Genomic DNA, 20,400 nt, shown 5'->3' with positions numbered 1-20,400 from the left:
TGTGCCGTGACGGGCCGGACGCAAGAGGGTTGTGACCGGAGGCCGCATGCACAGGGAAGGGAGAGAGCCGATGGTCGGTATCGCAACGGGGCCGCGGGCCCAGCGGGTGAAGGCGCTCCTGGAGGAGAAACTGTCGCCCATCCATATCGAGATCATTGATGAGAGTGATCGTCATGCCCACCATGTCGCCCGACCACGCGGGCCGAAGGAAGGGGCGTCTGAAACCCATTTTCGTCTGACAGTGGTGAGCGATGCGTTCGACGGCCTGTCCCGCGTTGCCCGTTCAAGGCTGGTGCACAAATACCTCGACGCCGAATTTGGTGACGGTCTGCACGCGCTGGCCCTGACGCTCAACACTCCAGCTGAAGTGGCGGCGTGATGCAGAGCGTGACGCGACGAGCCGTTCTCCTCTCGGGGCTGGCTCTGGCAGCTTGTGCGGAGGCAGGGCGGTCCGTCAGTCTGTCGCCTCAGGATCGGGCGGATGTGGCGCGTGCCGAGGCTTATCTCAACGGCCTGAGCACTCTTCGCTTGTGGTTTGTCCAGACGTGGCCCGATGGCGGACGCGGCTACGGAACGCTGACATACATCCCGGGCAATCTGCGGCTCGATTATGATAATCCGCGAGGCATGACGCTGACCGCCGGTGACGGCCATCTCGTGCTGAACAACCCGCAGACGGGCGCAGTGACCCGCATGGGGCTGTCCCACAGCCCGCTTGGCCTGCTGATGACTCATCCGATCCAGTTGAGTGGCGCAGTCACCGTCACGGCCATCCGGCGGGGACCTGCCACCTTGCAAATGTCGCTGGCCAAGACAGACCGTCTATCCGATGGCCTCCTGACCTTGCGCTTTCGCGATGATTCAGGGGCGCTGACGCTGAGCGGTCTGGTTCTTGTTGATGACCGTCAGCATGTCACGACGCTGGATTTTTCTGAATCTCCGGATAAGTAAAATCGTTCGTTTTCAGCGTGCTGCCAGAAGTTTTTGATAGGCCGTGATATATTCGCGCGTCATGGTGTCAACGCTGTAGCGAACACAGCTTTCGCGCGAAGCTTCAGCAAGACTGCTGGCCAATTCAGGTGAAGACAGAACCTTGCTGATCGCAGCGGCGAGCTTTTCTGAAGAGCCGACGGAGACGAGTAGCCCCTCTTTTCCCTCTCTGACCGCATCGGCATTGCCGTCCACGTCCGAGCAGATGATGGGGAGCCCGGCTTCCTTGGCTTCCAGAATGCTGAGAGGGAAGGTTTCCCGGCGAGACGCCAGAACGAACAGATCAGCGCCTTTCAGGTAGCGCAGAGGCTCGCCTTCGAAGCCCACAAGATGGAAATTGTCGCGCATTGAACTGGCATTGAGCCGCGTCTCGAACTCAGGCCAGTCCTTGTTTCCGATCCAGTAGACATGAATGTCAGTTCTTCCGAGCTGCTCCATGGCGTCCAGAAAGATGTCAGCGCCTTTTCTTTCGCAGACGCCGCCAATGGTGATGATCGCCGGGCGGTCCAGCTTCAGAGGCTCGACTGTGGCCGGATCTGCTCTGCGCGGACTGCCGATGACGCCATTTTCGATGACGATCATGCGGTTCGCGTTGCGATGACCGGCTGAAATCTGTTGCCGCACCCTGTCGCTCAGGCAGACGATAAGGTCTGACAGACACATGATACGAAAGCTTTTCTGGTAGACGTTATGGACGGTCGAAACCGTGCGGAACGGGAACCTGAGTTTTCGGAACAACGCTGCGAGACCGGCACCGGTCATCATGTGCGAATGAACGATATCGGGCTTTTCGGCTTTCAGGATTTTCGCGAAATTCCACATCATGGGAAGGACATTTCCCACCTTCCGCGTCTGGTCGAGCGTGACGTGGCGACCACCACACTGTTCCAGAAGCGCCACATGACCGCCGCCCCGCGAGACCACAACAACGTCGTAACCCATTTTTGCCTGCATGCAGGCGAGATCGCAGCACACATTCACGATGCCATTACCGACATCTACAAATTCATTCAGAATATGCATGATTTTCATAACTTGCTCCATATGCCGGGAGTCACGAGAAAACAATGCGCGCAGTGCCTGTTTATATTGTCGTGAGTGTGGCGGCTGCCTCTTGTATCATCTGACAACAAGAGCATTTTTTCTATCCGTGAAATGAGGGATTGGACAGAGAGGAAAAAGGATATCGTCCCTGCATGTCTGCGCGGAAGGGATACACTGAAATCACAGGATCAAAAGCATTTCAGGACGTAGCAGGAACGCCCACAAGAATGTGGTATTCTGCATGTAATCACTGAATTCATCTCTTTCCGTCTAATAATACTTCGTCCGGGTAAGGTTTTGCGAGGCATCCTGAGTCAGTAGAAGCGTAGCAGAGGACCAATGTTGCGGCCAAGCCCTGTCACAGGCGAGGAATGATCTTTTCGAAGGCGCTTATTCATTTTTGATTTTTATTTAACGCAAGCGAGGGTGCCTAGTTCGAGATTCCTCAGCATATCCTGCTTGTCACGCCAAGTGAGCAGGAACGTATATATTCACACGCTTCCTGATACCGGTGTTGAATTGCTGGTTTTGGAACATTTCTCGTGCACCTTACGGAACAGTTCTTCGTGCAGGTGGCGGTAAACAGCGAAAATCACGGATTGCGGGTGGCTGCTGCGAGCCTGTAGCCATGCTTCATCATTAAGAGACTATTTCACAAGCTCTTTACTGAGCGAGAACGCCTCTGATGGGTGGCGACCGCCGTGCGGTTTTGGGTACAAAGGCGGAATGGTCAGGTTGGCCGTAAGCTTTGGAACGCGGAAAAGGATGGCGGCCTTACCAGCAAAGAGCTTTTGACGCGGCCTCTTGGTGCTTGCTGCCATGAGTGTGAGGAATTGTCTTTATCAGCGCCAAAAAGTGCGTGCGGGGGCCTTCGACCCACGGGCGAAGCAGACAAGCATCGATTTATAAAATGAAGTTGGCGCGCCCTATTGGATTCGAACCAATGACCCACAGCTTAGAAGGCTGTTGCTCTATCCAACTGAGCTAAGGGCGCGCAGCATGCGTGGGCACGTTATCCGGTGTTCGCACCCGAAAAACAAGGGTAACAGCGAAGAAACCCTCAGTGCGTCCAGTTCTCAAGCCGATTGACCGCGAAATTATCGGCATAGATCTTGGGTTTGCGGATACGCTCTACGGGAGCTTCAACCTCGTAAGGGATGGCGTGCCGTCTGGCATAGGCTTCGGCGCTCTCACAACTTTCGAAGCGCAGGCGAATCTGTGCACTTGTGTCGCGGCTGCCGGTCCAGCCCATCAAAGGGTCAGGGCGGCGCTGCGCGGACTGGCCATACTCGAAAATCCAGTCGTGAATGCCATGAAGGCCTGACTGACCAGCGCTTTTCGGTTGTCTGTAAATTCGTGCAGTCATTACGTGCCGCTCCGTTGTTATCAACGAGACAGTCTTAAAGTGGTCGGGGCGCCCGGACTCGAACCGGGGGCCTCCTGTACCCAAAACAGGCGCGCTACCAGGCTGCGCCACGCCCCGAACCTGCGGCGGAAGTTAGGTGCACGGAGAGACGCTGGCAAGCCCCAATTCTCTCAATACCGTCCGTAAATTACCGTCAGCACGTGAAAGTGCGGCTAAAGCGTCCGGTGCGCTCACGCCATACGCAACGATCACGGCCAGCTTTACGTGACCGTCCGCCTGCTCAAGAGCGATTCGGGCCGTTTCCTCATCGCAACCGGCGAGGCTGACCACCATACGAACAGCGCGCTGGCGGAGTTTTTCGTTGCGGCTCCGCATGTCCACCATCCGCGCCCTGTAGACACGGCCCAGTCCTGTCATGAGCGCGGTGGAAAGCAGGTTCAGAACGATTTTCTGCGTCGTGCCAGCTTTCATCCGGGTCGAGCCCGAGATCGGCTCCGCTCCGGTCTCGATCAGAATGGGATGTTCGGCGCAAAGAAGAAGCGGAGTGTCCGGGGCATTGGAGATGCCAAGGGTCAGCGCTCCGGCTTCCCTTGCTGCTCGAACGCACGCGACGGTGTAAGGCGTGCGCCCGCTGGCAGCGATTCCCGCCAGAACGTCGTTGGGCGTAATCGCCAGCGCGTCGATCGCTTCCCGCGCTGCGACCTCGTCGTCTTCCGCGTTCTCGACCGCATTCAGCAGCGCAGTCGGGCCACCTGCGATCAGGACCTGCATCCGTTCGGGCGGCCAGTTGTAGGTCGGTTCAAGTTCCGCGCCATCTTGAGCCGCCAGTCGTCCTGAACTTCCGGCACCGGCATAAATCAATCGGCCACCGGCTTTCAGTCGGGGCAGGGCGGCTTCGACCGCTCGTGAAAGGGCAGGGAGCGCGGAGGACACAATGGCTGCCGCCGCAAGTTGCGACTGCCAGAGTGCAGTCAACTGGCTCGCCACCGGCCATGTGTCATAATCCTCGAAAGCCGGATCAATGCCTTCTGTCGCCGGGAGAACAGGGGACATCGAACGTCAGCTTCCGGTCGTCAGTTTTTTCGCCAGTGGCGGAATGAACAACGGAGCCGTATCCCACGGGAACAGCACCCATGTTTCCTGCGGCACTTCGACCACGAAAAGATCGGTCAGTGGCTTGCCCTGCGCCTTTGCATAGAGGCAGGCGAACAGGGCCTTGGGCAGGCGCTCCCGGACGACCCGCGCCGTGACCCCGGAATCGACGAGGTCGTCGATCACAAGATAACCCTCGCCGTCGCCGGTGACCTGCGGGTCCTTGATGATCTCGGGCTTGCCGCGGGACTCGTCGTCATAAGTGATCACCGAGATCGTCTCGACAAGGCGGCAGTCCAGTTCACGGGCGACAATGGCGGCCGGGATCAGTCCTCCGCGCGTCACGGCGACGATTCCTTTGAAGGGACCCTTCGCCATGAGGGTCTCGGCCAGTATCCGGGCGTCCCGATGAAGCTGATCCCATGTCACCGTTGCGTAAGTCGTCGCCATCGCGCAGCGTCTCCGTCTATTTCTGATCGTGCGGTCACCCGCATCGTGGCGGTCTCTTCAAAGCCGTATTGCCCGCGCGGGTCGTTCTTTGCAACGTGACAGCCATTTTGCGTGCCAAGTCGCGGCTCTCCTGTTAGAGAAACCGGCATGTCAGCCAGCGACTCATCCCCTGAGTTATCCTCTGAGATCGCTCTGTTGCGCCAGCCCGGCCTCATCGGCTGCCTGGCCGGGCGTAATCTCTCCGCATTTTCCTCTCAGGTGCAGGCGGTCGCGGTCGGGTGGCAGATCTACGCCCTGACCCACAGCGCAGCGGCACTTGGCTTTGCTGGTCTGGCGCAGTTCCTGCCCATGCTGCTGCTCACGCTTCCGGCGGGGCATGTGGCCGACCAGTTCAATCGTCGCCGCATCGTCATCACCTGTCAGGTCATCGAGGCGAGTGCTGCGTGCCTCATGGCAATAGCCTCCTGGCAGCACTGGATCGGAGCATGGGCACTCTACGTGCTGGTGGCGCTGTTCGGCGCCTGCCGCGCTTTCGAGATGCCCGCGCAACAGACATTCCTCCCCGCTATTGTGCCAGTGTCTCTCTTTCCTCGTGCCGCAGCGCTGTCTTCTTCTCTTTTTCAGGTGGCCTGCATCGCCGGACCATCGCTGGGTGGCGTGCTGTATGGCTTCGGTGCGGACACCTGCTACGCCCTGTGTGCCATCGGATTCGCCATCTCCGCGCTGGCAACCTCCAGCATCCGTCTTCGTTTTCCCGCGCGCCAGCGTCAGCCCATCACGCTGGAATCCGTCATGGGCGGCATTGCCTTCCTGCGTCGGCAGCGCCCCATGTTCGGGGCAATCTCGCTTGACCTGTTCGCCGTGCTGCTGGGGGGCGCGACGGCCCTTCTGCCCCTCTATGCCGAGGACATCCTCCATGCAGGGCCGGTTGCACTGGGGTTCCTACGGGCCGGTCCGGCGATGGGTGCCGTGCTGATGGCGGGGATCATGACCCGGTGGCCCATCCGTCATAACGCCGGACGGACGATGTTCTTTTCCGTCGCCGTGTTTGGAGTGGCGACCATTGTTTTCGGACTTTCCCATTCCATCCTCGTGTCCATTCTGGCGCTGATGGTGCTGGGAGCGGCGGACGTCGTCAGCGTGATGGTGCGCGGCGCGCTGGTGCAACTCGGCACGCCGGACGAGATGCGGGGGCGCGTGTCAGCTGTGAACATGCTGTTCATCGGCTCCTCGAACCAGCTTGGCGAGTTCGAGAGCGGGATGATGGCCGCATGGATGGGAGCGGTGCCCGCCGTGGTGATCGGTGGCGTCGGGACGCTGATCGTCACTGTTCTCTGGATGCGTCTTTTCCCCGGCCTGCGTGATCTGGATCGTCTTGATGACATCAAACCAGCCGATTGAGCCGCGAGGCGCTGTTCTCGCTGTATGCCGCCATCCCGTGGACGGCACGTGGCTCCTTGTCCGCCGGGCCAATCCACCCGATGCGGGATTGTGGGGCTTCCCCGGTGGCCGGATCGACCCCGGTGAGGATCTGTTCATCGCGGCGTCCCGGGAGTTGATGGAGGAGACAGGCGTCACGGCACGGGGGGAAGGGGTGATCACCGCGTTTGATTCGATCCACCGTGATGAAAACGGCGCGCTTCTGTTCCATTATGTTATTGTCGCGGTGAAATGTGTCGTGGTCGGACCGGTCACAATGCCCGTCGCGGGTGACGATGCCCTTGAAGCCGAGTGGCTCGACCTGCCAGCAATTGAAGCTCTGGGTGTCCGTGCCAGCGCCGGTGTGGCAGCCCTCGCGCGGCTGGCGGCACCGGGCGCATGATTCTGGAAAACTTGCGCTTCCGTTGCGGCTTGTCTATCGCGCAGACATGAACAGCATCGAACGGTCGGATCAGGACGACGGGCGTCCGCCACAGTCGGAGCCGATGGCGCATCCGACGCCGATTACGGACGAACCGCATGTCGAGGCCGAGCTTGCGGCCCGCAGGGATGAGCCCGTCATGGATCTCATGCCGGAGCGAGGCTTCGGCCATATCTCCCATGCTGTTCGCGATATCCGGGAAAGCCTGCGTCTTTTCCGCCTCGGCTGGACGCTCGGCTGGCTGGATATCAAGCTCCGTTATCGCGGGTCACTGCTCGGACCGTTCTGGGTCACCATTTCCACGGTCATTCTCGTCGCGGCCATGGGTATGCTCTACGCCACGCTGCTGCACACAGACCTGAAGAGTTACCTGCCGTTCCTGTGCTTTTCACTGGTTCTCTGGGCCTATCTCGGAGGAACGGTGACGGACGGATGTGCCGCCTTCACCAATGTCAGCGGCCTCATCCATGCCGTGCGCATGCCGTTCTCCGTGCATGTCATGCGCGTCATGGTGCGGAATTTTCTGACCTTCCTCCACAGCGTCGGGGTGATCATCGTCCTCTTCGCCGTGTTCCGGATCGCGCCGACGCTCAACTGGTCGTTGCCAACAGGTGTATGCCTGTGGATGGTCGATCTTTATGCGCTGACCCTGACGCTTGGCGTTCTGGGTGCACGTTTCAGGGACATGCCGCCCATAGCGGGCAATATCCTTCAGATTCTGTTTTTCGTGACGCCGATCCTCTGGAAGCCGGACCTGATCTATATGGGGCGGCAGTACATGCTGCTTGATCCCTGCTACCCACTGATCGAAATCGTACGTGGCCCCTTCATGGGCACCCCCGTGCGCCCGTCGATATGGCTCATGGCGAGCATATACAGTGTGGTGCTCTGGGTTGTTTCATTCCTGCTGTTCGCGCGCATGCGCGGTCGGCTGGCCTATTGGGTGTAACAGTCATGGCCGGCATCGACGTCACGAACCTCTCCATCTCCTTTCCGCTCTATCATGGCGATGCGCGGAGCCTGAAAAAAAGCATGAAGAAGGCGCTGGGTGGCCGTTCCTCGCCGGGCCGTCTTGCCCGCGATGAACGAAACCGTGTCATGGTGCAGGCGCTCTCCGATGTCAGTTTCTCACTGAATCCGGGTGAAAGGCTTGGGCTGGTCGGGCGGAACGGGGCAGGGAAGACGACGCTCCTGCGCGCTCTGGGAGGGATCTACGAGCCGGTCGAAGGCCGTGTGACGGTGCGGGGACGTGTCGGCACCCTGCTGGATACGTCGCTGGGCATGGACCACGAACTGACCGGACGAGAGAATATCCGGCTGCGCGGGCTGTTCTTCGGTCTTTCCGAAACCGCGATAGGCGAGGTGGAAGCGGATGTGGAAGCTTTCGCCGATCTTGGCACGTTCATGGATCTGCCGCTCAAAACCTACAGTTCAGGCATGAGCTTGCGACTGGCCTTCGGGCTGGCCACGGCGATCATGCCCGAGGTGCTGATCATGGACGAGTGGTTCATGGCGGGTGATGCCGCCTTCATGCAGCGTGCGGCCAGCCGGATCGCCGGACTGGTGGAGGGGGCCGAAATTCTGGTGATCTCGACCCACCTGCCATCCATCATAGAAAAATGGTGCACGCGCGTGATCTGGATGGATCAGGGACGTGTCAGGATGGACGGCGTCCCGGCGGACGTGCTTCCGGCTTATCTGGAAGCGGAGCACTGACCGCCGGAGGCGTGTGACAGACTTGGCAGCCCGAACGCCCGAACCAAAGGGAGCGCCTATTCAGCGCTTCCCAGAGGCCCGAGAGCGGTCTGAACACCAAACTCACCGGGCAGGCTTCCCTTGGGGAACAGCGCATTCACATGGCCCATCTTGCGGCCGATGCGCGCTTCCCGCTTGCCGTAGAGGTGCGGAATCAAGCCCTGAGTGGCCACTATCTCGGGCCACAGGGCCATATCGTCCGGTCCGACGAGGTTTTTCATCACGGCATCTGAATGACGGTTCACCTCCGGCAGAGGCAGGCCGGTGACTGCCCGGATGTGCATCTCGAACTGGTCGCAGGGGCAGGCATCCATCGTCCAGTGTCCCGAATTGTGGGGACGGGGGGCGACTTCATTCACCAGCACGTCGCCAGTGCGCCCGACGAACATCTCGACGCCCATAATACCGACCAGATCCAGTCCTTCGGCAATACGACGCGCCATGTCGTGCGCCTGTGCCGCCAGTTCTTCCGTGATGCGGGCGGGCGCGAGGCTTACGTCCAGAATGCCTGAGGCATGGCGGTTTTCCGTTACATCGAAGCAGCGAATGGTGCCATCCAGCCCGCGTGCGACCATCACACTGACTTCCATCGCGAAATCGACCATGCCCTCCGCCACAAGCGGCTTCGGAGAGAGTGTCGCGAAAGCCTCGTCAAGCTGGCTTGCATCCCGAACGCGGAACTGGCCTTTGCCGTCGTAGCCAAGCCTTGTCGTCTTCAGAATGAAGGGATAGCCCACGGCCTCGGCGGCTGTTTTCAGATCGGCGCGACTGGTGACGACGCGCCAGGGCGCGACAGGCACCCCGATTGATCCGAGAAAAGTCTTTTCCTGTTCCCGGTCCTGACTGATCCGCAGGATGGAACCCGATGGCCTGACCGGTTTCATTTCCGACAGCACATCCAGCCCGTTCGCCGAAATGTTCTCGAACTCGAATGTCACCACATCGACTGCATCAGCAAAGCGTCGCAGGGCTGCCGGGTCGTCGAACGCGCCGATGGTCGCGCTATGGGAAACCTGCACGCCCGGATCATCCATGTTCTTTGCGATCACGTGCGTCCGGAACCCAAGACGACTCGCGGCCATTGCCGACATGCGGCCAAGCTGTCCACCGCCGACGATGCCAATCACAGAGTTCAGGGGAAGAGGCTTCACAACGAGGGAGGGGAGTTCATTTTTCGGGTTCATCGCGTACCGAAGCGGTCTGAAGGGCGCGCCATGTCTCGAGCCGTGCGGCGAGATCGGCGTCGTTTATGGCGAGGATGGAGGCGGAGAGAAGTGCTGCGTTGATAGCGCCCGCCTTGCCGATGGCAAGTGTGCCGACGGGCACGCCTCCCGGCATCTGAACGATGGACAGCAGGCTGTCCATACCTTTCAGGGCTTTTGATTCAATGGGGACGCCGAGCACGGGAAGACGCGTCCATGCGGCGCACATGCCGGGCAGATGCGCCGCGCCACCAGCACCCGCGATGATGACCGAGAGACCGCGTTCGACGGCCGTGCGTGCGTAGTCCGCCAGTCGGTCCGGGGTGCGGTGCGCCGAGACGATCTTGATCTCGTGAGCAATTCCGAGAGCCTCAAGCGTGGAAGTGGTGTGCTGCATGGTCTCCCAGTCGGACTGGCTTCCCATGATCACACCGACACGCGGCATGCCGTCTTCCTCCGCGACGACGGTATCCACGTCGTCAATCGCTGTCCTGGGCTTGTCTTCGATGTTATCCATGGCTTCTCAAATTTCGCCGGTTGCGCCGTCCGTATTCCGGTCAGGCGATATCGTCAGGAATGAGACGGCTTTCTATCCAGGTGACTTCATCTTTCAGATGCAGCTTGCGCTTTTTCAGCCGCTGAAGATGAAGCTGATCCATCGGTTCTCGGGCCAGACGGTCAATGACCGTGTCAAGGTCACGGTGTTCACTTCGCAGCTCATGGAGCCTGCGCAGCATGCTTTCCCGGTCACGCAGCATCGAACCTCCGGCTTTCCAGTTCTGTCCGGTGCGCCTCGTCGCCTGTTCCCGTTCCTGGGTCGGGGAGCGAAAGACGCCTCGTTTTCGCCACGTTAAGCCACCAGACGATCCGACACCAGAGCCTGACCCGACTTCATCGAGGCTTACGACCCATCAGTCTCCGAATTCCATTGATGACAACATGAGCAAATTTTCATGAAAAAATGAAGACAGACGGCGTTACCGTTATTTTGTCGCAACCATCAAGACGGAGAAGTGAACCAATGAGCATGCAGCCACGTCTCGACAGCCTCAGCCGTCGCCATTCCGCCCTGGACGCAAAAATCCATGATGAAGGGGTCCGTCCGATGCCAGACCAGCGTGTTCTCATGCGTCTGAAGTTGCAGAAACTCCGTGTGAAAGAGGAAATGGACCGTTTGCGGACCATTTCCTGATATCCCACACAATAGGAACCTCCCCTGCATTTCAGCAGGGTGAGGCTCTCTGTTGCCTGCTTACTCGTCGCCGCCGATCATCACCGGGGCAGGCACTTCCTGCCCGTCGCGTGTCAGGCGTTCATTCGCTGCCGAAAGGGCGGCATTCAGGTCCATCTGGCTGCACAGACCAAGCGTCACCGGATCACGCGGCTTGATGTTCTGGCTATTCCAATGCTGGCGGTCGCGCACCTTGGCAATCGTCTCTTTTGTCGTGCCAAGCAGCTTGGAGATCTGCTGATCCTGAATCTGCGGAAAATTGCGCAGCAGGAATGCAATGCCGTCAGGACGATCATTGCGTCGGGCAACCGGCGTATAGCGAGCGCCTTTGGCGCGGCGCTTCACGGGGTTGTTCGAGGACAGCAGCTTCAGCTTGGCGTTGGTGTCGCCCTCGCAGCGGGTAATTTCAGCAGCCGAGACCTGATGGTTGGCCACCGGGTCATATCCAACGATTCCCTGTGCCACTTCGCCATCGGCGATGGCCTGCACTTCAAGGGGATGCATGCCACAGAACTCCGCCACCTGACTGAAGGTCAGGGCAGTCTTCTCGATCAGCCAGACGGCCGTCGCTTTGGGCATAAGGGGAAGCGTGCTCATCGATCGATCCTGTGTGCTGCGAGGTTTCTTGGCGCTCACGCAGGCACCGGGATCGGCTTGTTACGGGCTGGGCTGTTGAGGCCAGACCCTGCGTGCCTGCCGGCGCGCTCTTCAGAAACGGTAATGACGGTGCAACCGGGCGGGGTCAAGCCAAAAACAACGAAAAATTCCGGAAGTGCTTTGCCGTCAAAGAAAAACCCTGCGGCCATAGGCGCGCAGGGTTTACACTTCGCTGGCGGAGCAATCTGCTCCGCGTGGCGGAAAGCCGTTTTAGGAGTTGCGCTTGCCGATGCCAGCGAAACGCTTGTTGAACTTCGCCACCTGGCCTCCGCTGTCGATCATGCGCTGCACGCCGGTCCACGCGGGATGGGACTTCGGATCAATGTCGAGACGCAGCGTGTCACCGGCCGACCCCATGCAGGAATGGGTCGTGTACTCGGTGCCATCGGTCATGATGACGGTGATTTCGTGGTAGTCGGGATGGATATTCTGTTTCATGTCAAGGCTTTCCGCAGAAATATGGTCCCGATGCCGACCGGGACGGGTGGCGCGTATATAAGGGGATCGTTCCTGACTGGCAATGCCATTGGCGGGGAACCGGCGTTTTTTCTTGTCTTCTCCGTATCGCCCCGCGCTAAATAGGGTTCACGAACAGTCTCACATAAAGAAAACGGTAAAATTACCGCACTCCCTGCCAATTTGTTGCCATTGAGTTAAACTATTGTTGAAAAGAGGCAAGGAAAACCGATAAAGACGCCTTACATCAATCTTTTGAGGATACTATGGCAGACAAAAAGCTGGCTGTGCACACCCCGGGCTGGGTGGGCGATTTCAAGGCCTTCATCATGCGTGGCAATGTCGTTGACATGGCCGTCGGTGTGATCATCGGCGCGGCCTTCACGGCAATCGTGAACAGCCTCGTCAAGGACGTTTTCAACCCGGTTCTGGGTCTTGCCACAGGCGGCATCGACTTCAGCAACCTCTTCGTCACGCTGAAGGGCCCGATCGAGCCGACGCTTGATGCAGCTCAGAAAGCTGGTGCTGTCACCATCAACTATGGCGTGTTCCTGAACGCGGTCATCCAGTTCCTGATCGTCGCCATTGTCATCTTCTGGATGGTGCGTCTGATCTCCAAGCTGCACAGCACGCAGGCAGAGGCGCCGGCCGCGCCGGCAGCTCCGACAAAGAGCGAACTGCTGCTGCAGGATATCCGCGACGTTCTCGTCAAGGAACAGCAGACACACGGCTGAGTTTGTCGGTGATCTGACACGAAAAAGGGGAGCATATGCTCCCCTTTTTTATTGCCCGGGATCAGTCGTTATCGATGGTTTTCAGATCAATATTTAAGAAGCTGTTTCAAAAGCTCTCTTCTGGCGATCCGGCGCGCTTTTTCTGCACTCCGGTGATCACTGCCCGCATGACTATTTCGCTTCAATGCTCAAAAACCTATACCGGTCGCACTCACTCTCAGGGACGGTCGCATTCAGCAGAGAGCTTTTGAAACAGCCTCTAACTGCAAAATATCAGGGCTCATTGTTTTCCATTGGCGACCTTCGTATTTCTGTAACACGAGCCGGAATAAAACCTTACCCCGCAATAAAATATAGGATCAGCGGCACGATGAGCGCCGTGACCAGCCCGTTGAGCCCAATCCCCAGCGCCGCGAACGCCGCTCCCACCGGGTCGCGCTGCGCCACCTGAGCCGCCGCGATCCCGCTGCCCGCAATGCCGGCAGCCAGTCCGTGCGCACGCCAGTCCGTGATGCCCATCCGCCGCAACGTTGCCTCACCGATCATCGCCGCAATGATTCCGCCCAGAATGGCGAAAGCCGCCGTCAGAGCCGGAATGCCGCCGATCTGTGTGGTGATGGCGATGGCGATCGGGGTCGTCACCGCCTTGGGTGCCATGGAAAGCGCCACCTCGTGCGAACCGCCCAGCAGCATGACGATCAGGATGCCGCTAACGACGGAAGTCACCGATCCTGCCAGCAGTGCGAGGGTCATGGCCGGAAGGCTGCGTGTGACGAGCCTGATTGAATCCGCCAGAGGAATGGCCAGTGCGACCGTTGCCGGACCGAGCAGAAAGTTGATGATTTTCACTGACTCAAAATATTTAGCATAGGGGGTTTCCGTTGCGACAAGAGCCAGCGCGACAAAGCCTATGGCGAACAGCACGGGGTTGGCCCACGGCGCGCGTCCCAGTCGGATCTGCAACCGGACGCCCACGGCGAAGACAGCCAGCGTGAGGCTCAGCCAGAACAGGGATTCCATATTCGGCTCGGGCAGGAACCGCGCATAGATCTGATGAAAGACATGAGAAATGGTGTGCATCGTCAGAGCACCTGTCCGCCGGTATCGGGAATACGCTCGGGAGCGGGCCCGTCATGCGTCGCCTTGTGCATGACGAAAGCCGTCACCATCAGCCCCAGAACAGTCGAGCCAAACAGAGCCGCCGCGATGGGGAGCGCATTGGCCGCCAGAACGGGAAGCTGTGTAACCAGCCCAACACCGGCAGGCACGAACAGCAGGCCGAGACAGGCGATCAGGGCACGCGAAAGCGAGGACAGGGCAGGGGAATCGAATGAGGAGACTGCCCTGTCCGCTGGCTGTGTTCGCTTCCGTTTCCACAAGAGAGCGGCGGCGAGGAGGAACATGCCGATGACCGGTCCCGGAACCGGCAGATGCAGGACCATCTGGAGCGCTGACCCCAGAAGCTGAAACAGGATCAGGGTGAGGAAGGCTTCCGGCATGGCTTTTCTTCTTGTTGGAGGCGTATGGGCCACCCGCACTGGAAAAGCCGTGTTGCGGGTGCCCTGCCGCCCCGGTCTGCAAACGAGTTGCGGGCCTTCATGTTGCCCGCAACGTTATGACTGGCAAACCACATTTGCGCGGGCGTTCCGGCCGACCCGGGAACCGGCCGGAACTCCGTGCGGCGGTCTGCCACACATGGGGAGGGAAGCTGCCGTCAGTCGGCGGCGAACTCCATATCCTCATGCGTGACCCCTTCGATGCAGTAGCGGCGCTTGGCCTCCCTGCGTCGTCTGTGGAGGATGGTTTCCGTGTAGCCGTTCGGCTGGCGCGCACCGTCGAACACCAGTTCGCGGGCCGCCATGAACGCGGGACCATCCTGATGGGTGGAGAGCGGAATGTAGCCCGCCTCATCCTGATTCTGCTCGTCAACCAGCCGGGCCATGCGGATGAGCGCCGCTTCGACCTGCGCCTCCGACACCACGCCGTGCATCAGCCAGTTCGCCACATGCTGAGAGGAAATGCGTAGCGTGGCGCGGTCTTCCATCAGCCCGACATTGTTCAGGTCAGGCACCCTGGAGCAGCCAATGCCCATATCCACCCAGCGCACCACGTAACCGAGGATGCTCTGGAGATTGGTGTCGAGTTCCGCGGCAATTTCCTCTTCCGACCAGTGCGCACCTTGAGCGAGCGGCAGGGAGAGCAGGTCCTCCATCGGTAGGGGTGCGTGATATTTGAGCTCCTTCTGGACCTCCACCACGTCCACCTGATGATAATGCAGGGCGTGCAGGGTCGCCGCGACCGGAGACGGCACCCACGCTGTGCTGGCACCCGCCCGCATCTGCGCGCCTTTCTGTTCCAGCATGTCGGCCATCCGGTCGGGGATCGCCCACATGCCCTTGCCGATCTGTCCGTGACCACGTGGCCCGATGCCAAGCCCGCACTCCAGCCCGATGGCGACGTTGCGCTGCTCGTAGGCTCGGATCCAGGGCTCCTTCTTCATGTCACCCTTCCGCACAACGGCTCCGGCTTTCATGCAGGTGTGGATCTCGTCACCCGTCCGGTCGAGGAAGCCGGTGTTGATGAAAAAGACACGCTCACGGGCCGCATTGATGCAGGCGGCGAGGTTGCAGCTCGTCCGGCGCTCCTCGTCCATGATGCCCATCTTCAGCGTGTTGCGGGGCAGGGAAAGAATGTCCTCCACGCGGCTGAAAATGGCATCCGAAAGGCCGACTTCCAGCGAGCCGTGCATCTTCGGACGAACAAGATAGACCGATCCCATGCGGCTGTTGCGGATGGAGCTGTTGCCACGGAGATCGTGCAGGGCGACGGCGGACAGGATGGCTGCGTCAACGATGCCTTCTGGTGCCTCCTTGCCGTCGGCGTCCAGCACCATGTCGGTGAACATGTGATGCCCGACCGTGCGAACCAGCAGCAGGCTGCGCCCATGCAGCGTCAGAGGTGAGCCGTCCGGCGCGGTGTAGCTGCGATCCTGCGCAAGGGTGCGCGTCGTCACCTTGCCGTCACGGGGGACGGCTGCGGTCAGCGTGCCGCGCATCAGGCCGAGCCAGTTGCGATAGATCAGCACCTTGTCCTGCGCATCCACGGCGGCGACGCTGTCCTCGCAGTCCATGATCGTGCTCATGGCGGACTCGATGATTACGTCGCTAACCCCGGCCTTGTCGACAGATCCGACTGCGGAAGAGCGGTCGAACTTCAGTTCGATGTGCAAACCGCGATTGCTGAACAGCACCGTCTTTGGCTCGGAAGGCGAACCGGAGAAACCGGCGAACTGCGTCGGGTGCTTCAGTCCCGTCGTGCGGCCGCATTCGAGCTTCGCGTGCAGTTCGCCATGATGCACATAGTAGGACAGCGTGTCGGCGTGGCTGCCGATGAGCAGCGGTACGGTTTCATCGAGAAACAGCTTGGCGCGACGCACGACGATGCGCCCCCGCAGCGGGCTGTATGTCGTTCCGCACTGGAACGGTGGCGTCTGTGGCAGCGCATCCGTGCTGTAGAGCGCGTCATACAGGCTGCCCCACCGCGCATTGGCGGCGTTCAGCGCGTAACGGGCATTATTGACCGGCACCACGAGCTGCGGGCCGGCAATGCGCCCGATCTCGGCATCCACGTTCTGGGTCGAGACGGTGAATTTCGGTGGCAGTTCCTCGACATAACCGATCTCGCGCATGAAGCGGGTGCGGAGGTGCATATCCGTGCCGCTGCTGCCGATCAGGAAATTGTCGATGGCCGTCTGGAGCCGGTCACGCTGCGCAAGCGCGTGGTGAATCCGGGGGGCGAATTCGTTGACCAGACCAGACAGTCCCGCCCAGAACGTCTCAGGCGAAACGCCGGTTTCCGGCAGAACTTCGGTGTTGACGAAGGCATGAAGACCGGGATCGACGCTGATGCCTTCAATCTGGATATGAGTGGTCATGATCGTGTCTCCGAAGCCGTGGCGGACCCTGCTGGATGCCCCTCTGTTGGATGCATAGGGGGAGGGGCCGCCACGGCCGCTTCGTGAAATGAGGACGCCCACGCTGCCCGTCTCCGCAGGGAGCGGCGTGGCCTGCACCGGATCGGCTCCCGGCGCAGGAGTTTCAGGCGTTAGTGGTGGTTGAACTGGTCATGCTCGGTGGAGCCGTGCATGGCTGTCGTGGAGGACTTTCCGCCGCTTGCCGTGGTGGCGACCGCATCGAACCAGCTTGTACCAACTTCGCGCTGATGGCGGGTTGCTGTGTAGCCGTCCGCTTCCGCCGCGAACTCGGCCTGCTGCAACTCGGAGTAGGCCGCCATACCGCGCTCGGCGTAGCCTTTGGCAAGCTGGAACATGGAGAAGTTCAGTGCGTGGAAACCAGCGAGGGTGACGAACTGGTATTTGTAGCCCAGCTTGCCGAGCGCTTTCTGGTATTCGGCGATCTCCTTTTCCGAAAGTTTCTTTTTCCAGTTGAAAGAAGGTGAGCAATTGTAGGCCAGAAGCTTGCCGGGGAACTTCTTGTGGATCGCCTCGGCGAACTGCTCGGCTTCCTTCAGGTTCGGCTCGGACGTCTCCCACCACAGCAGGTCGGCATAGGGCGCGTAGGCTTCACAACGCGCGATGGCGTATTCGACACCGAGACCTTCCTTGATCCGGAAGAAGCCTTCCGCCGTGCGCTCGCCGGTGAGGAACGGACGGTCGCGCTCGTCCACGTCCGAGGTGAGCAACTGCGCGGAATGCGCGTCCGTGCGACAGACCAGCAGGGTGGGCGTGCGCTCGACATCGGCAGCGAGACGGGCGGAGTTCAGCGAACGCAGATGCTGCGAAATGGGGATCAGCACCTTACCGCCGAGGTGACCGCACTTCTTCTCGGATGCGAGCTGATCCTCGAAGTGAACGCCGGCCGCACCGGCTGCGATCATCGAGCGCATCAGTTCGAACACGTTCAGCGCGCCGCCGAAACCTGCCTCTGCGTCGGCCACGATTGGCGCCATCCAGTAGGTCTTGTCGCCCTTGCCTTCCAGAGTCGCGATTTCATCACAGCGGCGTAAGGCATTGTTGATGCGGCTTACGACGTTCGGCACGGAGTTGGCCGGATACAGCGACTGATCGGGGTACATCTGGCCTGCCAGATTGGCATCCGCCGCAACCTGCCAGCCGGAGAGGTAGATGGCCTTGAGACCCGCCTTGACCTGCTGCATGGCCTGATTGCCGGTCAGCGCACCGAGGCAGTTGATGTAGGGCTCCTCATGAAGCAGCTTCCAGAGGCGCTCCGCACCCAGCCGTGCAATCGTGTGCTCGACGGTGAACGAACCGGAAAGCTTCGCCACATCCTGCGCGCTGTAGTCGCGCTCGATTCCGGCGAAACGGGTTTTGTCACTGATGAACTTTTCGATGTCAGCAACGGACATGATGTTGTTCCTTCTGGTTTGCGATGTTTTCAGTTAAGACATTTTCGATTATTACTTCCATAGGAAAGGAACAGAGTGATATGAATGTTGTAAATCGTTTTACAAAAACTACTCTTTATTTGTAAAGATTGTCATGAAGGGATCATCTTCTACACAGATAGGACGTATCGTCCGTCGCCTTCGGCAGGAGCGGGATCTTTCCCAGCAGGCGCTGGCCGCCCGTCTGGGGATTTCCGCCAGTTATCTGAACCTGATCGAGCACGATCAGCGAAGTGTGACGGCCTCGCTGCTCATCAAATTCACCCGTGCGCTGGATGTCAGCATCGAAGAGCTGTCAGGGACGGAGGAGCAGAAGCTGGAGGCCCAGCTTCGTGAAGCATTGTCGGACCCCGAACTGGGTAATGACATGGAGGGGGCTGCTCACGAGATTTCAGCCGTCGCCACACAGGCACACGTTGCGCGGGCGATTCTGTCGCTGCATCAGGCCTATCGGGCTGCCCGGCATGATGCCGAAGCTCTGGCTCTTCCCGGCGGGCAGCGCCTGATCCTGCCGCATGAGGAAGTCCGCCGGATTTATGATGAACACCGCAATTACTTTCCCGAACTGGAAGAAGTTGCCGACTCCGTCCGGGCGAACATGGCCAAGGATATAGGTTTTTCCCGTGGGGAGGCTCTCCCTCAGGCGGAAGTCAATCACGCCGTCGCCACCCGGCTGCGTCAGAAACACGAAGTCCTCGTGCAGGTGCTGCCGGTGGAAGATGTTCTGCGTCGTTACGATCCTCTCTCGCGACAACTCGTACTGTCCGATCTGCTGCCGCGCGAAAGCCGGGGATTTCAGCTCGCCTTCCAGCTCATGCTGTTCGAGGCGAGGGAGGCGATCGAATCGATTCTCACCACTGTCGCCCCAAGCACTGACGAAGCCCGTATCTTTCTCCAGATCGGACTGACGAACTACACGGCCGCCGCTTTGCTGATGCCTTATGCGGGGTTCCTGAATACGGCCGTATCCTGTCGATACGATCTCGAAGTGCTCAGCCTGCGGTTCGGCGTGTCCTATCAGCAGGCAGCGCAAAGACTGGCCAGCCTCCAGCGTCCGGGCGCACGCGGAATCCCGTTCTTCTTCGTACGAACCGATCCTGCGGGCAACATCAGTAAAAGTTTTTCAGCCTGCGGTTTCCCGATTCCCCGTCAGGGTAATCCCTGCCCGCAGTGGAACGCGTGCACGGCGTTTACGACACCCGGTCACATCCGGACGCAGACGGTTTCTTTCACCACCGGCCAGACTTTTCTGTCTGTCGCGCGAAGCCAGACAGGTATGGCCCAACGGTGGGGGGAACCTCGTCCCATGCGGACCGTCACCATTGGCTGCGACATCTCCCGGGCACGGGAAATGGTCTATTCAGATCGCCTCAATCTGGATGCGAAACCAACGCCGATCGGCATTTCGTGCCACCTGTGCGACTGGGAAGACTGCCGCTCGCGTGCGTTTCCCCCGCTGGCTCATCGTCTGACGCCTGATGTGAATGAGCGCGTCCTGCGCCCGATTCCCTTCGAAGGACCGTGACGCGGCCACAAAAAAAGCGGCAGGGGAAATCCCTGCCGCCAGTCACTGCCGATAATGCAGAGAAGAAGTTACAGAACGCCGAGAACCTTGGATTTCTTGGCGCTCTTCGTCGGGGTCGCACCTTTTGTCGGTGCATTGCCCAGCGCGGCATTGGCCTTCAGACGACGGTTTTCTGCATCGCCATCCACAACGGAACCAGCGCCGCCACCTTTCCAGAAGAGCAGCGCATCAACATAGCCGCTGCCGGCCTTGCCGAGTTCACCCTGATCAGGCTCTTCCGACGCTTCGCCCGCCTCATTGATGAGCATGGTCTGGCCCGAACTGTCGGGGCCTGACGTGCCATGCAGCGCGACATCCGGCGAAAGCGTTTCTAGCGCCTGCAGACGCTGGCTCTCGTCACGCGAATGGTCCACGCCCGTCCCCGGCTTCACCAGTTCCGTCGAGGGCGGCATGGAGAGCGGAGCGCGGGTCGTCACCGTATATTCGTCCGGTACGCTGCGCTTCAGGCCGAAGGCACGATTGATATCGCTACCGGAGCAGCCCGTCAGAAGCGTGCCCAATCCCAGCCCGAGAGCCACATGTCGAAGTCCGACGATCACTCGCATTCTATCCT

The 20,400-nt window shown here is 59.9% G+C and carries 23 protein-coding genes and 2 tRNA genes; 9 read left to right on the top strand and 16 right to left on the bottom strand.

The window, feature by feature from the left end; translation table 11 throughout:
- Nucleotides 1-70 precede the first annotated feature (70 nt).
- Nucleotides 71-379, top strand: coding sequence for a BolA family protein (locus tag GOB81_RS03200; RefSeq protein WP_173568911.1), 309 nt, complete (start codon nucleotides 71-73; stop codon nucleotides 377-379).
- An 8-nt stretch (nucleotides 380-387) separates the two neighbouring features.
- Entirely contained in the window at nucleotides 388-951 is a 564-nt protein-coding gene (locus GOB81_RS03195) for a LolA family protein (RefSeq protein ID WP_408736891.1), read from the top strand.
- 12 nt (nucleotides 952-963) lie between these two features.
- Here the strand turns inward: GOB81_RS03195 and GOB81_RS03190 are convergent, their stop codons facing one another.
- The 6 genes from GOB81_RS03190 to gpt form a co-directional block, all read right to left on the bottom strand.
- The gene (locus GOB81_RS03190; protein ID WP_173568909.1) at nucleotides 964-2,022 is read right to left on the bottom strand and encodes a glycosyltransferase family 4 protein; all 1,059 of its coding nucleotides are present in this window, start codon (nucleotides 2,020-2,022) and stop codon (nucleotides 964-966) included.
- A gap of 929 nt (nucleotides 2,023-2,951) precedes the next feature.
- Nucleotides 2,952-3,028: transfer RNA gene (locus GOB81_RS03185), tRNA-Arg, on the bottom strand.
- Between the two features lie 66 nt (nucleotides 3,029-3,094).
- Nucleotides 3,095-3,400 carry an ETC complex I subunit gene (locus tag GOB81_RS03180; RefSeq protein ID WP_173568908.1) on the bottom strand — a complete coding sequence of 102 codons (306 nt, stop codon included), beginning with the start codon at nucleotides 3,398-3,400 and terminating at the stop codon, nucleotides 3,095-3,097.
- A 40-nt stretch (nucleotides 3,401-3,440) separates the two neighbouring features.
- A tRNA-Pro gene (locus GOB81_RS03175) sits at nucleotides 3,441-3,517 on the bottom strand.
- Between the two features lie 15 nt (nucleotides 3,518-3,532).
- Nucleotides 3,533-4,453: an N-acetylmuramic acid 6-phosphate etherase gene (locus GOB81_RS03170; protein ID WP_173568907.1), complete on the bottom strand. Its 921-nt coding sequence runs from the start codon at nucleotides 4,451-4,453 to the stop codon at nucleotides 3,533-3,535.
- Nucleotides 4,454-4,459: 6 nt separating this feature from the next.
- The gene (gene gpt / locus GOB81_RS03165; RefSeq protein WP_173568906.1) at nucleotides 4,460-4,942 is read right to left on the bottom strand and encodes a xanthine phosphoribosyltransferase; all 483 of its coding nucleotides are present in this window, start codon (nucleotides 4,940-4,942) and stop codon (nucleotides 4,460-4,462) included.
- Between the two features lie 147 nt (nucleotides 4,943-5,089).
- Here gpt and GOB81_RS03160 point away from each other — a divergent pair, with 147 nt between their 5' ends.
- From GOB81_RS03160 to GOB81_RS03145, 4 genes are read left to right on the top strand one after another with little or no spacing between them, the layout of a single operon-like run.
- Nucleotides 5,090-6,343: an MFS transporter gene (locus tag GOB81_RS03160; protein WP_173568905.1), complete on the top strand. Its 1,254-nt coding sequence runs from the start codon at nucleotides 5,090-5,092 to the stop codon at nucleotides 6,341-6,343.
- The gene (locus tag GOB81_RS03155) at nucleotides 6,321-6,764 is read left to right on the top strand and encodes an NUDIX hydrolase (RefSeq protein ID WP_173568904.1); all 444 of its coding nucleotides are present in this window, start codon (nucleotides 6,321-6,323) and stop codon (nucleotides 6,762-6,764) included. Before GOB81_RS03160 ends, GOB81_RS03155 begins: the two co-directional genes overlap by 23 nt.
- Before the next feature lie 46 nt (nucleotides 6,765-6,810).
- Nucleotides 6,811-7,752, top strand: coding sequence for an ABC transporter permease (locus GOB81_RS03150; RefSeq protein WP_173568903.1), 942 nt, complete (start codon nucleotides 6,811-6,813; stop codon nucleotides 7,750-7,752).
- A gap of 5 nt (nucleotides 7,753-7,757) precedes the next feature.
- The gene (locus GOB81_RS03145; RefSeq protein ID WP_173568902.1) at nucleotides 7,758-8,519 is read left to right on the top strand and encodes an ABC transporter ATP-binding protein; all 762 of its coding nucleotides are present in this window, start codon (nucleotides 7,758-7,760) and stop codon (nucleotides 8,517-8,519) included.
- A 56-nt stretch (nucleotides 8,520-8,575) separates the two neighbouring features.
- Here the strand turns inward: GOB81_RS03145 and GOB81_RS03140 are convergent, their stop codons facing one another.
- The 3 genes from GOB81_RS03140 to GOB81_RS03130 all read right to left on the bottom strand — a co-directional run bounded on the left by GOB81_RS03140 (nucleotide 8,576) and on the right by GOB81_RS03130 (nucleotide 10,518).
- Nucleotides 8,576-9,742, bottom strand: coding sequence for a 5-(carboxyamino)imidazole ribonucleotide synthase (locus GOB81_RS03140; protein WP_173568901.1), 1,167 nt, complete (start codon nucleotides 9,740-9,742; stop codon nucleotides 8,576-8,578).
- Nucleotides 9,726-10,205 (bottom strand): 5-(carboxyamino)imidazole ribonucleotide mutase, encoded by a 480-nt coding sequence (gene purE, locus GOB81_RS03135; RefSeq protein ID WP_242010030.1) that lies wholly within the window; start codon nucleotides 10,203-10,205, stop codon nucleotides 9,726-9,728. The genes GOB81_RS03140 and purE overlap by 17 nt, the downstream gene beginning before the upstream one ends.
- A 112-nt stretch (nucleotides 10,206-10,317) precedes the next feature.
- A complete protein-coding gene (locus GOB81_RS03130; protein WP_173568899.1) occupies nucleotides 10,318-10,518 on the bottom strand; it encodes a YdcH family protein in 201 nt (66 codons plus the stop codon).
- 263 nt (nucleotides 10,519-10,781) lie between these two features.
- Between GOB81_RS03130 and GOB81_RS03125 the strand changes: the two genes are divergently transcribed.
- Nucleotides 10,782-10,952: a YdcH family protein gene (locus GOB81_RS03125; protein WP_173568898.1), complete on the top strand. Its 171-nt coding sequence runs from the start codon at nucleotides 10,782-10,784 to the stop codon at nucleotides 10,950-10,952.
- A 60-nt stretch (nucleotides 10,953-11,012) separates the two neighbouring features.
- On the opposite strand, the gene GOB81_RS03120 is transcribed toward GOB81_RS03125, so the two are convergent.
- Nucleotides 11,013-11,588 carry a DUF1013 domain-containing protein gene (locus GOB81_RS03120; RefSeq protein ID WP_173568897.1) on the bottom strand — a complete coding sequence of 192 codons (576 nt, stop codon included), beginning with the start codon at nucleotides 11,586-11,588 and terminating at the stop codon, nucleotides 11,013-11,015.
- A 270-nt stretch (nucleotides 11,589-11,858) separates the two neighbouring features.
- Nucleotides 11,859-12,086, bottom strand: coding sequence for a 50S ribosomal protein L31 (gene rpmE / locus GOB81_RS03115; RefSeq protein WP_173568896.1), 228 nt, complete (start codon nucleotides 12,084-12,086; stop codon nucleotides 11,859-11,861).
- Nucleotides 12,087-12,370: 284 nt separating this feature from the next.
- On the opposite strand from rpmE, the gene mscL reads away from it, so the two are divergent.
- Nucleotides 12,371-12,838: a large-conductance mechanosensitive channel protein MscL gene (gene mscL, locus GOB81_RS03110; RefSeq protein ID WP_173568895.1), complete on the top strand. Its 468-nt coding sequence runs from the start codon at nucleotides 12,371-12,373 to the stop codon at nucleotides 12,836-12,838.
- A gap of 336 nt (nucleotides 12,839-13,174) precedes the next feature.
- On the opposite strand, the gene GOB81_RS03105 is transcribed toward mscL, so the two are convergent.
- The 4 genes from GOB81_RS03105 to aceA all read right to left on the bottom strand — a co-directional run bounded on the left by GOB81_RS03105 (nucleotide 13,175) and on the right by aceA (nucleotide 18,223).
- Nucleotides 13,175-13,918 carry an LrgB family protein gene (locus GOB81_RS03105; RefSeq protein ID WP_173568894.1) on the bottom strand — a complete coding sequence of 248 codons (744 nt, stop codon included), beginning with the start codon at nucleotides 13,916-13,918 and terminating at the stop codon, nucleotides 13,175-13,177.
- Nucleotides 13,919-13,920: 2 nt separating this feature from the next.
- A complete protein-coding gene (locus tag GOB81_RS03100) occupies nucleotides 13,921-14,337 on the bottom strand; it encodes a CidA/LrgA family protein (protein WP_173568893.1) in 417 nt (138 codons plus the stop codon).
- A gap of 215 nt (nucleotides 14,338-14,552) precedes the next feature.
- Nucleotides 14,553-16,772, bottom strand: coding sequence for a malate synthase G (locus GOB81_RS03095; RefSeq protein WP_173568892.1), 2,220 nt, complete (start codon nucleotides 16,770-16,772; stop codon nucleotides 14,553-14,555).
- Between the two features lie 170 nt (nucleotides 16,773-16,942).
- Nucleotides 16,943-18,223, bottom strand: a complete 1,281-nt coding sequence (gene aceA / locus GOB81_RS03090) for an isocitrate lyase (protein ID WP_173568891.1) — start codon at nucleotides 18,221-18,223, stop codon at nucleotides 16,943-16,945.
- A 133-nt stretch (nucleotides 18,224-18,356) separates the two neighbouring features.
- On the opposite strand from aceA, the gene GOB81_RS03085 reads away from it, so the two are divergent.
- Complete coding sequence (locus tag GOB81_RS03085) at nucleotides 18,357-19,787, top strand: helix-turn-helix domain-containing protein (RefSeq protein ID WP_173568890.1); 1,431 nt, start codon at nucleotides 18,357-18,359, stop codon at nucleotides 19,785-19,787.
- Nucleotides 19,788-19,855: 68 nt separating this feature from the next.
- On the opposite strand, the gene GOB81_RS03080 is transcribed toward GOB81_RS03085, so the two are convergent.
- The gene (locus GOB81_RS03080; RefSeq protein WP_173568889.1) at nucleotides 19,856-20,392 is read right to left on the bottom strand and encodes a DUF3035 domain-containing protein; all 537 of its coding nucleotides are present in this window, start codon (nucleotides 20,390-20,392) and stop codon (nucleotides 19,856-19,858) included.
- Between the last annotated feature and the right edge of the window lie 8 nt (nucleotides 20,393-20,400).

The organism is Acetobacter conturbans (assembly GCF_011516755.1).
GTDB lineage: Bacteria > Pseudomonadota > Alphaproteobacteria > Acetobacterales > Acetobacteraceae > Acetobacter > Acetobacter conturbans.
The sequence above is the reverse complement of the archived record's forward strand: the minus strand, read 5'-3'. Positions and strand labels throughout refer to the sequence as shown.

What these genes read in the sequence shown, in the direction of transcription:
- GOB81_RS03200 (WP_173568911.1), top strand. Translation starts at nt 71, where the DNA reads ATGGTCGGTATCGCAACGGGGCCGCGGGCCCAGCGGGTGAAGGCGCTC.
- GOB81_RS03190 (WP_173568909.1), bottom strand. Translation starts at nt 2,022, where the DNA reads ATGAAAATCATGCATATTCTGAATGAATTTGTAGATGTCGGTAATGGC.
- GOB81_RS03180 (WP_173568908.1), bottom strand. Translation starts at nt 3,400, where the DNA reads ATGACTGCACGAATTTACAGACAACCGAAAAGCGCTGGTCAGTCAGGC.
- GOB81_RS03170 (WP_173568907.1), bottom strand. Translation starts at nt 4,453, where the DNA reads ATGTCCCCTGTTCTCCCGGCGACAGAAGGCATTGATCCGGCTTTCGAG.
- gpt (WP_173568906.1), bottom strand. Translation starts at nt 4,942, where the DNA reads ATGGCGACGACTTACGCAACGGTGACATGGGATCAGCTTCATCGGGAC.
- GOB81_RS03160 (WP_173568905.1), top strand. Translation starts at nt 5,090, where the DNA reads ATGTCAGCCAGCGACTCATCCCCTGAGTTATCCTCTGAGATCGCTCTG.
- GOB81_RS03155 (WP_173568904.1), top strand. Translation starts at nt 6,321, where the DNA reads ATGACATCAAACCAGCCGATTGAGCCGCGAGGCGCTGTTCTCGCTGTA.
- GOB81_RS03150 (WP_173568903.1), top strand. Translation starts at nt 6,811, where the DNA reads ATGAACAGCATCGAACGGTCGGATCAGGACGACGGGCGTCCGCCACAG.
- GOB81_RS03145 (WP_173568902.1), top strand. Translation starts at nt 7,758, where the DNA reads ATGGCCGGCATCGACGTCACGAACCTCTCCATCTCCTTTCCGCTCTAT.
- GOB81_RS03140 (WP_173568901.1), bottom strand. Translation starts at nt 9,742, where the DNA reads ATGAACCCGAAAAATGAACTCCCCTCCCTCGTTGTGAAGCCTCTTCCC.
- purE (WP_242010030.1), bottom strand. Translation starts at nt 10,205, where the DNA reads ATGCCGCGTGTCGGTGTGATCATGGGAAGCCAGTCCGACTGGGAGACC.
- GOB81_RS03130 (WP_173568899.1), bottom strand. Translation starts at nt 10,518, where the DNA reads ATGCTGCGTGACCGGGAAAGCATGCTGCGCAGGCTCCATGAGCTGCGA.
- GOB81_RS03125 (WP_173568898.1), top strand. Translation starts at nt 10,782, where the DNA reads ATGAGCATGCAGCCACGTCTCGACAGCCTCAGCCGTCGCCATTCCGCC.
- GOB81_RS03120 (WP_173568897.1), bottom strand. Translation starts at nt 11,588, where the DNA reads ATGAGCACGCTTCCCCTTATGCCCAAAGCGACGGCCGTCTGGCTGATC.
- rpmE (WP_173568896.1), bottom strand. Translation starts at nt 12,086, where the DNA reads ATGAAACAGAATATCCATCCCGACTACCACGAAATCACCGTCATCATG.
- mscL (WP_173568895.1), top strand. Translation starts at nt 12,371, where the DNA reads ATGGCAGACAAAAAGCTGGCTGTGCACACCCCGGGCTGGGTGGGCGAT.
- GOB81_RS03105 (WP_173568894.1), bottom strand. Translation starts at nt 13,918, where the DNA reads ATGCACACCATTTCTCATGTCTTTCATCAGATCTATGCGCGGTTCCTG.
- GOB81_RS03100 (WP_173568893.1), bottom strand. Translation starts at nt 14,337, where the DNA reads ATGCCGGAAGCCTTCCTCACCCTGATCCTGTTTCAGCTTCTGGGGTCA.
- GOB81_RS03095 (WP_173568892.1), bottom strand. Translation starts at nt 16,772, where the DNA reads ATGACCACTCATATCCAGATTGAAGGCATCAGCGTCGATCCCGGTCTT.
- aceA (WP_173568891.1), bottom strand. Translation starts at nt 18,223, where the DNA reads ATGTCCGTTGCTGACATCGAAAAGTTCATCAGTGACAAAACCCGTTTC.
- GOB81_RS03085 (WP_173568890.1), top strand. Translation starts at nt 18,357, where the DNA reads ATGAAGGGATCATCTTCTACACAGATAGGACGTATCGTCCGTCGCCTT.
- GOB81_RS03080 (WP_173568889.1), bottom strand. Translation starts at nt 20,392, where the DNA reads ATGCGAGTGATCGTCGGACTTCGACATGTGGCTCTCGGGCTGGGATTG.